Source organism: Aliisedimentitalea scapharcae (assembly GCF_045277565.1).
GTDB classification, from domain to species: Bacteria; Pseudomonadota; Alphaproteobacteria; order Rhodobacterales; family Rhodobacteraceae; genus Aliisedimentitalea; species Aliisedimentitalea scapharcae.
In genome coordinates, this window is record NZ_CP123584.1 from 821384 (window position 1) to 835403 (window position 14020).

The following is a 14020-nucleotide window of genomic DNA, read 5'->3' on the forward strand; positions in this document are numbered from 1 at the left end:
CTTGGCAATCGGGACCTTGCGGCAACCGCCCTGATGCCCCCGCCTTGGGGTCACCGGGAGCTATCGAAATTTATCAACCAGTCGCTGCAAGGGGGATTTGGCGGATGCCGCATCTTCTTTGGCTTCGGGCCGCGGTTGTTGCTGTTGTGGCTGCTGGTGCGGGGCCGTTTGGTTCGGCTGGGGTGTTGCAGGTTTTGGGCCGGTAGACTTTTGCCCACCTGAGGAGCGCGGCGGTGCCGTGCGCAGCGAGACGGCATTCATGAACTTGCCACCGTCGCCTTTTGCCAACGCTCCAGCCCCATCAGAAATGCCACGCATCAGATCATCCAGCCAATCAGCATCCGCTTTGGCGAAATCGTTGAGCACGTAGCGCGCCACCTGGTCCTTGTGGCCGGGATGCCCGATTCCCAGCCGCACCCGGCCATAGTCCGCGCCGATGTGGGCGTGGATCGACCGCAATCCGTTGTGGCCGGCGTGGCCGCCGCCTTGTTTGACGCGGGCCTTGCCCGGTGCCAGATCCAATTCATCATGAAGGACGAAAACATCATCCGGTGTCAGTTTGTAAAACCGCATGGCTTCGCCGACCGACTGCCCGGACCTGTTCATGAAAGTCTGTGGCTTGAGCAGAAGCGTTTTCACACCTTGCAACGTTCCTTCGGTGATGAGGGCGTTGAATTTGGATTTCCAGGGACCGAACCCATGATCTGTTGCAATCTGGTCCAGCGCCATGAATCCGATGTTGTGGCGGTTCCCGCTGTATTTGGACCCTGGATTGCCCAGGCCGACAAACAATTTCATGGCAGAGTTCTCCGACAAACCTATGGGACGTCTAATGCCTGTAAACAGCTCGAAATTCCAGTGACAAGGCAGATTAACGAAAAACGGGACCCGACTGGGTCCCGTTCACAATCATCATGCCACAGGGGCAATGAGATCTTATTCTTCTGCAGCCACTTCGACTTCTGCTTCGCCTTCTTCGCTCTCTTCATCGTCAGCCGACCGCAGGCCCGACGGAGCCTGAAGGTTGCCGATGACAAAGTCACGGTCGATGGTCGGCTTGCTGCCCTGGGGCAACGTGATGGACGAGATCGTTACGGTGTCGCCGATTTCCAGACCTGTCAGATCGACGGTCAGTTTCTCGGGGATGTCGCCAGCGGTCACGACCAGCTCGACTTCGGGGCGAACAATAGTCAGAACGCCGCCCTTTTTGATGCCGGGCGCTTCTTCCTCGTTGATGAACTCAACCGGGATGAACAGGTTGATTTTCGAGGTGCGGCGCAGGCGCATCAGGTCCAGGTGGGTGGGCAGGTCTTTGACAACGTCACGCTGAACGTCGCGGCAGATCACACGCACATCGTCGTGGCCTTCAACCTTCAGGTTGAACAGGGTCGACTTGAAACGGCCTGCTTTCAGCTTCTTCAGCAGTTCGTTGAACGGGATGTTGATTGCCAGCGGGTCAACGTCACCACCAAAAACGATACCCGGAACCATGCCGTCGCGGCGTGCCTGACGAGCGGCGCCCTTGCCTGTCCCCGTCCGTTCCAGAGCTACGAGATCAGGAATCTCTCCAGCCATGATAATTCTCCAAATGTTAGGGCAGGGATCCTCCAAGGCTGTATCCCCGCGTGAAGCCGCGCATATAGACGGTTTTGCCGGGGTTGGGAAGGGGCAATCGCTGCAAATTCGGCGGCCTGTTCGTGTTCAGGTGACGCCGGGTTCGGGCCCCAGTTGAGGACTGGTTGTGCACCTCACCATTCAAGGGTGTTCCGCGCACGCTTTCCCGGGGCATGAAATCCACCCGGGAAAGCAAGTTTACCAATCTCCTCAGGCCCAACGACCGGCGAAATCTTCGGGGACCAGCATGTTGTCACGGCCAAGATCGGACACCTTGCGCACGCCGCACAGGCCCATCGAGGTGTCGAGTTCCTTGTGGATGACCTCCAGCGCCTTGGTGACGCCCTGTTCCCCCATCGCGCCCAGTCCGTAAACATAGGCACGTCCGATATAGGTGCCTTTGGCACCCAGCGACAGGGCCTTGAGCACGTCCTGGCCAGAGCGGATGCCGCTGTCCAGGTGGACCTCGATCTTGTCTCCCACCGCATCCATGATGGAGGGCAGGGCACGGATGGCGCTGAGTGCGCCGTCCAATTGGCGCCCCCCATGGTTGGAGACGATAATCGCATCCGCACCGACATTCAGCGCAGCCTTGGCGTCTTCGGCGTCCAGGATGCCCTTGATGATCAGCGGTCCGTCCCACATTTTGCGAAACTCGCGGATTCGATCCCAATCCAGGGCCTGATCAAAGGCTTCGGCGGTCCATGTGCTGAGCGACGAAGGATCTTTGACACCCTTGGCGTGGCCGACGATATTGCCAAAGAAGCGCCGTTTGGTTCCCAGCATTCCAAGGCCCCATCGGACCTTGGTCATCATGTTGGTGACAGATTTGACAGTGAGTTTGGGGGGAGCCGACAGGCCGTTTTTGAGATCCTTGTGGCGTTGACCCAAAAGCTGAAGGTCCACGGTGATCACTGCGGCGGAACATTTGGCGTCCTTGGCCCGGTCAAACAGCCGTTGCATGAAATCATCGTCCTTGAGGGTATATACCTGCATCCAGAACGGTTTTGACGTGTGTTCGGCGACATCTTCGATCGAGCAGATCGACATGGTGGACAGTGTGTAGGGAACCCCGAAATTCTCAGCAGCGCGGGCGGCTTTGATTTCGCCATCGGCGTGCTGCATACCGGTCAATCCAACAGGTGCCAATGCGACGGGCATAGAAACGTCCTGACCGATCATCTGGCTGGCCGTGCTGCGGCCGGTCATGTCTATTGCCACCCGTTGGCGCAGGCGCAGTAAGTCGAAGTCGGTGGTGTTCTCACGAAAGGTAAGCTCGCTCCAGCTGCCGCTTTCCGCGTAGTCATAGAACATCCGGGGGACCCGGCGCTGATAGATGCGTTTGAGATCATCAATATTCGTAATCACGGGCATAGAAGCGATTCCTCTCGAGGTGGTAAAGCTTTTTTACCAATATTGACTATAAGACGCAACGCACGAATGGTCGCGGCCGAATTGCGCGGGCCCCGACGACAGGCCGCGGACTCCCGTTTTCCCTTTTAGACACGAACAATAGTAGGGAACCCACCCCGGTTCGTTGGGAGGGGTGGTGCCTCGTTTTCACACACGGCCACTAAGGAAGCTGTCCATGGCCAGCGGTCATTGTGACCACTGCGAGAGGACGGTTCTTTCACCCATCGCCGGTCCTTCTCCGCAGTCGCCAAGCAATCAGGCAGCAATGCTGAAAGCTGATCTTCAATCAGTGAGGTTTCAGAGGGGCCTGCTGTGGCACCGCATGACAGTTCTGAGCTCAAACTGAAGAACGCTGTGCAGGGTATCAATGGTGGTTTGTGAGGTTTCGGCTTAAATTTGGGTCACCTTGGTAAAACGTATTCCTGGCAAACAGAATATGGATTTGAACGTTGGTATCAGCAGCGTGATGTTCCTGATGCTCAGCTGGCACTTACCTTAGAATGGTTCGATTGTCTGACGTCAGCGCTTATGGGTCCAAATAGGGTTATTTGCTAAGAGAGGGTTTGTTGCTCATCGTAGCCACCGAGGAGTGGACGATGAGAAAGACAACGAAGAGCCCTGGCGAGAAGATCGTCAAAGATATCAAACGCGGCACGCGCAAGCATTATTCCAGCGAAGAGAAGATCAGGATCGTACTGGATGGGCTGCGCGGCGAAGACAGCATTGCCGAGCTGTGCCGTCGTGAAGGGATATCGCAGGGCGTCTACTACAAATGGTCAAAAGACTTCATGGAAGCTGGCAAGAAGAGGCTTGCTGGCGACACAGCACGAGCAGCCAACACCGATGAGGTCAAGGCACTCCGCCGCGAGGCAAAGGATCTCAAGGAGGTCGTCGCAGAGCAGACGCTTGAACTGCGTCTTCTCAAAAAAGCATGCTCGGGGATGGGGACGACCACGAATGAGATATGCCGCATCAGAGAAGCTGGAGATCATTCGGCTGGTGGAAGAAAGCCACCTGTCAGCGCGTCGGACACTGGCCAAGCTGGGCATTCCCCGCACCACATTTTACCGCTGGTACGACCGGTATCTGCAGCGTGGTGAGGCTGGTTTGCAGGATCGATCTCCCAAGCCCAATCACGTTTGGAACCGCGTTCCCGTCGAAGTGAAGCGCAAGGTTGTCGACCTCGCCTTGAAAGAGACAGAGCTATCGCCCCGCGAGCTGGCCGTGACGTTCACCGATCAAGACCGTTATTTTGTCTCGGAATCTACGGTGTATCGCACCCTCAAAGCCCATGATCTCATCACCAGCCCGGCGTTCATCGTCTTGAAGGCGGCCCCCTCTCGGCAGATTGCTTTGCAATCGCCTGCCGGGCAATGGATGAGTTCCAGCATAAGACAACTGGTATCAACCAGCTTTGGCAGACAGACTTCACCTACATCAAGGTTCTGGGCTGGGGCTGGTTCTATCTCAGCACGGTCCTGGACGATTACAGTCGCTACATCGTCTCTTGGAAGCTCTGCACGAACATGCGGACAGAAGATGTAACGGACACACTGGAATTGGCGCTACAGGCGTCTGGCTGTGATCAAATCCACGTCGTTCATAAGCCGCGTCTTCTTAGCGACAACGGCTCCAGTTATGTCTCAGGCGACTTGGCCGAATGGCTAAAGGACAAAGGTATGAAGCACGCGCGCGGTGCGCCATATCATCCGCAAACGCAGGGCAAAATCGAACGATGGCATCAAACCCTTAAGAACCGCATCCTGCTGGAAAACTACTTCTTACCGGGTGACCTCGAAGCTCAGATCGAAGCCTTCGTCGACCACTACAATCACCAGCGCTTCCACGAGAGCATCAACAACGTCACACCCGCCGACGTCTACTTCGGGCGCGACAAAGCCATTCTAAAACAACGTGAAAGGATCAAACGGAAAACACGCGAAGCGCGACGCTTGCATCACCGCCAGCACGCCGCATAATCAAACCAAACAGATGAGCCAAACTCTCTCTTAGTTTAGGCAGCCACTGGTTCCAAAAACTCTGACGACGGACAAACCACCGAGGAGTGGACGATGAGAAAGACAACAAAGACACCCGGCGAGATCAACCACTTTCCCTATGATGTGTCAGTTGATGTCGACGGTTTTTCCCGGGTTCATGATATTCTCCGGATCCACCGCACGCTTCAACGTCGCCATTAGCGCATAGGCTGCGCCGTGTTCTTCGACCATGTATTTCTTCTTGCCCGTACCGACGCCATGCTCGCCGGTTACGGTCCCGCCAAAAGACAATGCGACTCGGTTTACATCAGATGCAAGCTGCTTGGCTTTTGTCAGTTCCTCGGGATCGTTGGGGTCAAACAGGATCAACAGGTGAAAATTGCCGTCCCCCACATGCCCAACGATTGGGGCGATCAAACCAGCCTCGTCGATAATCTCCTTGGTGCGAACGATGCAGTCCGCCAGTTCCGAGATGGGGACACAGCAATCAGTGACAACGCTCTCGCAGCCTTTGCGAAGGGACTTCCCCGCGTAATAGGCGTTATGCCGAGCCGCCCACAGGCGAGCGCGATCCTCGGCCTTTGTGGCCCACGCGAAGTCCGAAGCGCCGAATTCCTCACCGACACCTTCGAAAAGCTCCACCTGCTCCTTCACGCTGGCGTCTGAACCATGAAATTCCAGAAAAAGATGGGGTTTTTCTGGCAGATTCAGATCCTGATTGAAGATGTTCATCCCTTTCATCTGGACCTCATCCAGCAATTCGATCCTGGCCATTGGAATACCCATCTGGATGGCCATGATGACGCTATTAACGGCGGCGTCGACCGTTTCAAATCCGCAGGTGGCGGCAAGTATCGTCTCTGGTTGGCCGAACAGGCGCACTGTCAGCCGTGTAATGATCCCAAGCGTGCCTTCTGAGCCGACAAAGAGATGCGTAAGATCATAGCCGGCCGAGGATTTTCGCGCCCGCGATCCAGTTTCGATTATCGTGCCGTCGGGCAAAACAACTTCTAGCGCCAAGACATTCTCGCGCATCGTGCCGTAGCGAACCGTGTTCGTGCCTGATGCGCGTGTGGCAGCCATCCCGCCAAGCGTCGCATCGGCGCCAGGGTCGACGGTGAACATCAAACCGGTGGCGCGCAGCTCCTGGTTTAGCTGTGTGCGTGAAACCCCAGGCTGCACAACCGCGTCGAGATCGCTTTCATGGATTTCGAGAATCTTGTTCATCCGGCTGGTATCAACACTGATCCCGCCATGGGTCGGGATGACGTGACCCTCCAGTGATGTGCCGATACCGAACGGCACCACCGGCACCCTATGTTGTGCGCAAATCTTCACAATCGCCGAAACCTCTTGGGTGCTTTCCGGAAACGCGACTGCGTCTGGCAAAGCGGGTTCGGAATAGGCCTCATCCCTGCCGTGGATTTCCCGGATGGACTCGCCGGTGGACAGACGATCTCCTAGCAGGTCTTTCAAGGCGGCAATAGCCAAAGCCGTATTGTGCTGTGTCATACCAATTCCCTATTTCTCATTTGAATGTTCGATCAGCTTTGTCGGCGCGCTTTACTGGAAAACCCCGTCATAAGCCTCGCGCAGAACGTTTTTCTGCACTTTGCCCATGGCGTTGCGTGGCAGGGCTTGGACAAACTCGATGCGCTTGGGTTGTTTGAAGCGGGCCAGATTATCTTTGATCATGTTGGAGACGTCTTTCGCCGAAATCTCGACACCATCCTGGGCGACAATGACCGCCAAGACGGCTTCGCCAAAATCCTTGTGCGGGACACCAATGACCGCGCTTTCAACGACGCCCGGCAGATCGTCGATCACCAGTTCGATTTCTTTGGGATAAATGTTGTAGCCGCCCGATATGATCAGGTCTTTTCCGCGTCCAACGATGTGAACATAACCGTCTGTGTCGATGCGCCCAAGATCACCAGTGATGAAAAACCCATTGTCGCGCAACTCTTCCGCAGTTTTATCAGGCATCTTCCAATAGCCTGCAAATACGTTGGGCCCGCGCACTTCCAGCACGCCGATTTCACCCTGCGGCAAGGGCGCGCCAGTTGCCGGATCGGTGACGATCACCTCAACCCCTGGCAATGGGAACCCCACCGTTCCGGCGCGTCTATCGCCGTCATATGGGTTCGAGGTGTTCATGTTGGTTTCGGTCATCCCATAGCGCTCCAGAATCGCGTGTCCGGTCACATCGCGCCAGTGATCATGTGTTTCGGCCAGCAATGGAGCCGAGCCGGATACGAACAGACGCATGTTGACTGAAGCCTTGCCCAGCCCTTCGGTTTCAAGAAGGCGCACATAAAAGGTCGGCACGCCCATCAAAACCGTGGCGTCCGGCATGTAACCAAGGATGTCATCGGCATCGAACTTGGACATGAAGATGCAGGACGATCCGGCCAAAAGCGTGATATTTGTTGCAACGAATAAGCCGTGCGTGTGAAAAATCGGCAAGGCGTGGATCAGGACATCATCCGCGCTGAAGTGCCAGCTGTCTTTGAGTGTCTGCGCGTTCGACGCCAGCGCCCGATGCGTCAGCATGGCCCCTTTGGAGCGTCCCGTCGTGCCCGAGGTATAGAGGATTGCGGCCAGATCGTCGGGCCCGCGCGGGGCGGGCGTGAACCCGGGGGCTGCTGCATCGCGTCGCTCTGGCAGCGATCCGCCTTCATCAGCGCCAATGGTCAGAACTTGGGCCACACCTGCGTCTTTTGCGACAGTTGATAGCTCATCTTCGCACTTTGGATCGCAGACAAAAATCCACGGCTTCGCATCGGTCAGGAAATAGGTGATCTCGGAAGCAGTATAAGCTGTGTTGAGGGGCAGAAACACTCCCCCTGCCAGAACTGTTGCAACGTAAAGCTCTAACATTGCCTGCGTCTTTGGGGCCTGCACGGCCACGCGGTCGCCGGGCTTTACGCCTGCGTCCACCAAGGCCTGCGCCATACGTTCGGCGTTGGCGAAAAACGCCTTGTACGAGACCTCTTCGCCGGTCTGATGATTGTGCAGAAACAGGCTGTTTTCAGCGCCTAGGCTTGCTGCACGCAATTTCTCGGCCAAGTGGTTTGCGTGATACATGGAACGCCCTTTTACCCTTTGCTCAGTGCGGTGACGCGTGGTGATGCCGAGACATCGTGATCGCTTGCGTAGGCCTGATGGTTTTGTTCGATCGTCTCACCGTCATAAAGATAGTTGACCATCACGCCCCACGAATTTTCGGTGCCGCGCAGGCTTAGGTCCGCGCCCGGATGAATGCGCAACAGGGTGGCCCCGTTGCCGAGGTGAAAATGGGCCACCGGGTCGGCTACCGTGCCCGACGCCCTTTTGGCTTGCGTCAGAAAACGCGCTGCAAGCTGGGTGATGAAGTCATCTTGCGGCAGGTCGTGTTCGCCAAGCTCGCTTAGCGTCTCCTTGTCGGTATCGCTTAGCAAGGCGTCACCGTTCAGCAAGGATTGCTCGGCCCATTTCCTAAGGCCCGGCACCGGCGACAGCGTGACGAATGTCTTTAGGTTCGGGCGCAATTTTTGCAGCTCCGCGACCACCTGTTTGATCAGGAAGTTGCCGAATGACACGCCGCTCAGCCCCGCGTGGCAATTGGAGATCGAATAAAAGGTCGCAACCGTGGCGGTGTCGAGATCGGTCTGCTTGCGATCGATCGCAAGGATTGGCCCGATTGCATTCGGAACCTCGCTCAGCAAAGCGACTTCAACAAAGATCAGTGGATCGTCTGGCATCGCGGGGTGGAAAAAGGCGAAGAGCATCCGGTCAGGATCCCCGACGCGCTGGCGCAAATCATCCCAGTCAGCGATTTCGTGGACCGCCTCGTATGTGATGATCTTTTCCAGAATTTGCGCCGAGGTTGACCAATTGATCTGCCGCATCTCAAGAAAGCCGCGGTTGAACCAAGACGCAAAGAGGTGCTGAAAGTCCGAATCCAGCCCGCGCAGCTGTGGGTTCTGTTTCGCAAGCGCGAGCAAATCAGCCCTCATCGCGACCAATTCAGCAGTTGCCCCAGGAACGCGGTTGATGGTGCGGATCAACTCTTGGGTTTGCGGCTCTGCCACGAAATGCAGTGCGCGTGCAGCGTCGATGTCTCCGGGGGTCCAATCGGCGACGGCTGCGCTCAGCGCTGCATCATCGGGCCCGAATTCCTGGCTGACAGCGGAAAAGAAGGCCGCCTTTTCTGCGACGTCTGCCGCCGCGTAAATGTCGAGGATTTGGCGCGATATCTTCAGCCCCTCAGCCTCGCTTACGTCGCGGACCAGGGAATGACACAGCGATATCAGGCTGGCTGCGGTATCTTCTACTGCTTGTGTCCGGCTGCGACCCGCCCCCGCGATCCTTGCAAGGATCTCGCTTAAAAAGCTCTGCTGCGTCATCGAGATCAGTCCTCTGAATGAATCAAGTTCGGATCAAGGGTCCACATGGCACCCGACAATCACTCCAAACGTGTTCTCGTTCTTGATTAGTCAAATCGTTCAATCGAGCTGAGCGCCCGTTTCATCCAAAACGTCATCCCCAGCCCAACGGGCGAAAAGATGGATGAGAATGATGATCATGGACAGGGGCACGGCCACTGATATCCACACCATTGGTATCCCAAGGGTATCAGCTGTCAGCCCCGATTGGCGCGCAAGGTAGCCCTTTGCGAAACCGCCCCGCAGGCCGATGAAGCAGAAATAAACCACAGGCAAGACAAAGATCAGCACCGCCGCGCTTTGGATCACGTCCGCGAGATACCCCAGGTAGTTAGGGCGTTTTGGAAAGACGCTGTCCATCAGAACAGCATCCGAGCGTGTCTTGAAGGACAGGGTCGCGCCCAGCAATCCGGTCCAGACCATTGCATAGCGGGCGACATCTTCGGTCCAGACGGGAGGAGAAGAGAAGACATAACGCGCGATAATCTGCACGACGACCGTCAGGAACATCACACAGACCGCAAACACAGCCACGCGACGCATGATCAAGTGCAGGCGGTCGCTGGTGCTGATGATGAAATGTCGCATCTGGCGTCTCCGGTTAGGCAAGAGGCGGGCCACGTCATGCGGCCCGCCCATATCAGTTTAGCGATTCTCGTCAGAGAGTTTCTTCCACAGAGCCGTGTCTTCGGCCGACATCAGGTCGGAGTTGTAGACAGGCAAAGAGGCTTCACGGAAGACCGCGCGCTCTTCGTCGGTCAAGCGCTGGACGGTCACGCCTTTTTCTTCAAGCGCAGTCAGGCCATTCTCAGACGCTTCGGCAAGCCATGTACGGGTCGCCGCATCGGCTGTTTCAACGGCGGCATCCACTGCGGCGCGGTCGTCATCAGACAGACCGTCATACCACGTTTTGGACACGATCACAGCGCGCAGCGGCCAGATCACATCTGCCGTGGCGAAGTTCTTCACGAAGTCGGTTTGTCCAAACATCACGGGGATGAAGGGCGAGTTCAGGTAACCGTCGATCACGCCGGTTTGAAGACCTGCAGGTACTTCGCCCCACGGAACGATTGTGCCGCTGGATCCCCATGCCTGATACATCGCGATCTGTGCATCATCCAATGCGCGCATACGCAACTCGGACATATCAGCAGGCGAACGCACGGCTTGGGTCGTGGTGATTACGCCCGACGCAGGGCCAAGCGGCGCGAGCGCCAGAAGGATCGCGTCCTGCTCGGCCAGGTTTTCATTGACGCGTGTGTAAACATCACCAGCGGCCAATGCCCGGTCCATATGGTCAATGTTGGCAAAGATATAGGGCAAGCGGACGCCGTAGATAAACGGATCAACCTGCGCAACTGCGCGCACGTCCGAGAGCGAGACTTCAAGCAGACCGGTTGAGACCTGATCGAATTTTTCGGCTTCATTGCCCACAGAACCGCGCGGCATTTCCCGCACTTCCATGCCCGCCTCTTTCAGCGCATTGCCAAAGGCATATGCCCAGTTATACGAGCCAGAGGTTTCCAGGTCCGGCTTGCTGTCCAATGCGATTTTTACCTCTGCGGACGCAGTTGTGGCCATCGCTAGCAATACAGCGAGTGTGAATGTCCTGAGTTTCATTGGTAGTCCTCCCTTGGGTTTGATTAGTTCACAGAAAATCCGAACAAGCGCGGCAAGGTCAGGCTGAGCGCGGGCCAATAGACCAACGCCAGCAGAAGCAGCACCTGAACGAGAATGAAGGGCAGCACAGCGTAAGCCAGCCGCCAGTAGTTAAGATTTGTCAGCGCAGAGACGACAACAAGGCATTTGCCCAATGGGGGCGTGATCAGACCGATGCACAGATTGAAGCATAGTACGATACCAAGCTGGATCGGGCTGATGCCTTGCTCCATTGCCTGCGGAGCAAAGAGCGGGATCAGCAGAGTGAGGGCGACGGGCGTGTCCATGAACATGCCCGCGATCAGGAAGATGATCACAAGGAAAAACAGGTACTTCGTACCTGTCAGTCCGAAGGACTCCACCCAATTGGCCAGTGCGCTGGACCAGCCTAACTGGCCCGCAAGATACCCCAATACTGAAATCGCAGCGAGGATAATAAAGATCGTCCCGGTCATCTTTGCAGTGGCTTCGACCGCGTCAAAAATCATGCGCCAGTTCAGCCCCTTGTAGAACTGGCCGGCCATGAGCGCGAAAAACACAGCGATGGCAGAGCCTTCAGTCGGGGTGGCAAGCCCAAAGACCAGCGAGCCAAGGATCACTACAGGCAAGCACAAAGCAGGGGCTGCGTTCAGCAAGCTGGGCAGAAAGCGCGGCAGGTCGTCGGATGCACCGCCTGGATGCCCCTTCACATGCGCGATGACTGCGTTCAAGATCATCAGCGCAGCGGCAAGCATCAGGCCGGGGATCACGCCTGCAATGAACAAAGCTGCAACAGAAGCACCCGTCAGGCCGCCATAGATGATCATGATGATCGACGGAGGAATGATCGGGCCGATCATCGAAGACGCCGCCGTAATCGCGCCTGCATAATAAGGATCATAGCCGCGTGCCTTCATCTCGGGCACAAATGTGCGGGACAAGGCGGCACTATCGGCAATCGCAGAACCTGAAATGCCTGCGAAGAATACACTCGTGAGAATGTTCACATGACCCAGACCACCGCGAAAGCGTCCGACAATAGACATGGCGAAATCAATCAGGCTGCGGGTCACCCCTGCGCGGCTCATGATCTCTGCGGTCAGGATGAACAGAGGCATCGCCATAAAGGCAAAAACGTCCAACTGGGCAAAAATGCGCTGCGGCAGAACTGAAAGGAACTGGGTTTTATCAACGGCGACGAAGGTCAGAACCGACACCGCCCCCATGAGATAGGCAAAAGCCGTGCCACTGATCAGCAGGATGATGAAAACTATCGGAACATACCACATCACGCTACACCGCCGTTTGCAGGGACGCGCGCGCCGATTGCCCGGATTCGGCTAGGATCGGCGGGTGCGTCACGATCGACCGCAGATTGATCTTCGAAAGGGCAAGGGTCTTCATATCGGCCAAGGGGCGTTCCGTTTCTGTTTTTGCAGCAAAAAGACCTTCGAGGGCCTTGGCTGCGCTGAGAAGCCGTTCATCGCCTCGCACCGCTCCGAGCATCTGGAGCCCAAAGGGCATGCCAAAAGCGTCGCGTCCGCAAGGCAGCGTAATCGCAGGACCCCCGCTAAGCGATCCGCGATAGCACAGCGCCAGCCAGCGATAGTAGATGTCCATGTCCTGCCCGTCGATTTGGGTAGGGTGTGATTGGGTCCACGCAAAAGGTGACACCGGCGAAGTCGGCAGCACAATCACATCGACTTCGCGCATTAGGGCGTTGAAACGGCGCAGAATGCGAGTCTGCTCATTGTGCGCCCAACCGCGATCCGCCAAGGACATGGTCTGACCGAGCGCAACATTCTCTTTGATATGCGGGCCAAAGCCTTCGGGATCTTCTCGGACACCCGCGCCAAAGGCGACAGCAAAGCTTTCAGCACGCAGGATGTCAAAACAGCGATCCATGTCCCCGAGATCAAGGTCCACGGGGCGGCACTCTTTAACGTGCGGGCGCAGTGTTTCCACACGGGCTTTAAAAGTCTCGCGAATGGCCGGGTCGACGGGGGCACCGCCAAAGTCTTCGCTGTACCCGACACGCAAGTCTTGCAAAAGCACCTCGGGCAAGTCGTCGAAGCGAGCCGATACTGGAGCCGACAAAGGATCATCAAGGTCGTGCCCGCGGCACACCTCCAACATCAACGTCAGGTCATCGATTGTACGCGCCATCGGACCCAGTACAGAAATCCCTGACCACCCCAAGGGGCGCGTGGGGTGGGCGATCACACAAACTGACGGGCGATAGCCAACGATGCCGCAAAGGGCAGCGGGCATCCGGAGCGAGCCGCCCGTATCAGAACCTGTGCAAAGCGGCAGCAGGTTGGCCGCCAGCGCCGCGGCCGAGCCACCCGACGATCCACCCGCAACCAAATTGGCATCAAACGGGTTGCCTGTCGCACCCCAGACTGGATTACAACTGTTTCCTCCGGCCCCCACCTCGGGAACGTTTGTCTTGGCAAGAATAATGGCGCCCGCCGCGCGCAGACGTGCGACCATTGGCATATCCTCGTCAGGCACATGGCTTCGTGCGCGGATGCTGCCATGTGTGGTCAGCAGCCCCTTCGTGTCCTGCAAATCCTTGACGCCAATTGGCAGGCCGTCCAAAGGCCCCATCGGCGTGCCAGACCGCCAGCGCTTTGTCGCACCTTCGGCACGGGCAATAGCCCCTTTGACGTCCATCGCCGCCAAGGCATTAATTTTAGGATTGTACTGCGTTATCTGCTCTAGACAAGCTGTCAGGTATTCACTCGGAGTCAGGGTTTTGGCCGCAAAAGCAGCTAGAACCTCACACGCGGAGAGCGCGCAAAGCCTAGAGCCGCTCACGAGCACGCACGATGCATTGAGGTGAAACGAATAGACACAATAGCCCTCCCAAACCGTGTGTTTGGTTAAGGTAAGAGAGGATCCTGACAATTAAAAATGAAAAATTCG

The 14020-nt window shown here is 56.8% G+C and carries 10 protein-coding genes and 1 pseudogene; 1 reads left to right on the forward strand and 10 read right to left on the reverse strand.

The annotated features are described in order from the left end of the window. Positions 1–60 precede the first annotated feature (60 nt). From pth to QEZ52_RS03860, 3 genes are all read right to left on the reverse strand, one after another. The gene (pth, locus tag QEZ52_RS03850) at positions 61–798 is read right to left on the reverse strand and encodes an aminoacyl-tRNA hydrolase (RefSeq protein WP_406648113.1); all 738 of its coding nucleotides are present in this window, start codon (positions 796–798) and stop codon (positions 61–63) included. A 138-nt stretch (positions 799–936) separates the two neighbouring features. Beyond that, the gene (locus QEZ52_RS03855) at positions 937–1575 is read right to left on the reverse strand and encodes a 50S ribosomal protein L25/general stress protein Ctc (RefSeq protein ID WP_406648114.1); all 639 of its coding nucleotides are present in this window, start codon (positions 1573–1575) and stop codon (positions 937–939) included. A 249-nt stretch (positions 1576–1824) separates the two neighbouring features. Further along, positions 1825–2988 carry an L-lactate dehydrogenase gene (locus tag QEZ52_RS03860; RefSeq protein WP_406648115.1) on the reverse strand — a complete coding sequence of 388 codons (1164 nt, stop codon included), beginning with the start codon at positions 2986–2988 and terminating at the stop codon, positions 1825–1827. Between the two features lie 635 nt (positions 2989–3623). Here QEZ52_RS03860 and QEZ52_RS03865 point away from each other — a divergent pair. Next, positions 3624–5006 (forward strand): annotated as a pseudogene (locus QEZ52_RS03865) (IS3 family transposase). A 147-nt stretch (positions 5007–5153) separates the two neighbouring features. On the opposite strand, the gene QEZ52_RS03870 reads toward QEZ52_RS03865, so the two are convergent. The 7 genes from QEZ52_RS03870 to QEZ52_RS03900 form a co-directional block, all read right to left on the reverse strand. Then, positions 5154–6539, reverse strand: coding sequence for an FAD-binding oxidoreductase (locus tag QEZ52_RS03870; RefSeq protein WP_406648118.1), 1386 nt, complete (start codon positions 6537–6539; stop codon positions 5154–5156). Between the two features lie 51 nt (positions 6540–6590). Beyond that, positions 6591–8114: a malonate--CoA ligase gene (locus QEZ52_RS03875; protein ID WP_406648120.1), complete on the reverse strand. Its 1524-nt coding sequence runs from the start codon at positions 8112–8114 to the stop codon at positions 6591–6593. 11 nt (positions 8115–8125) lie between these two features. Then, positions 8126–9415, reverse strand: a complete 1290-nt coding sequence (locus QEZ52_RS03880; RefSeq protein WP_406648121.1) for a malonyl-CoA decarboxylase — start codon at positions 9413–9415, stop codon at positions 8126–8128. Between the two features lie 99 nt (positions 9416–9514). Beyond that, complete coding sequence (locus tag QEZ52_RS03885) at positions 9515–10042, reverse strand: TRAP transporter small permease (protein WP_406648123.1); 528 nt, start codon at positions 10040–10042, stop codon at positions 9515–9517. A 57-nt stretch (positions 10043–10099) separates the two neighbouring features. Beyond that, complete coding sequence (locus QEZ52_RS03890; protein WP_406648124.1) at positions 10100–11074, reverse strand: TRAP transporter substrate-binding protein; 975 nt, start codon at positions 11072–11074, stop codon at positions 10100–10102. Between the two features lie 23 nt (positions 11075–11097). Next, positions 11098–12381 carry a TRAP transporter large permease gene (locus QEZ52_RS03895; protein WP_406648125.1) on the reverse strand — a complete coding sequence of 428 codons (1284 nt, stop codon included), beginning with the start codon at positions 12379–12381 and terminating at the stop codon, positions 11098–11100. Positions 12382–12385: 4 nt separating this feature from the next. Continuing rightward, on the reverse strand, positions 12386–13918 hold the full coding sequence (locus tag QEZ52_RS03900) for an amidase (RefSeq protein WP_406648126.1): 1533 nt from the start codon (positions 13916–13918) through the stop codon (positions 12386–12388). Between the last annotated feature and the right edge of the window lie 102 nt (positions 13919–14020).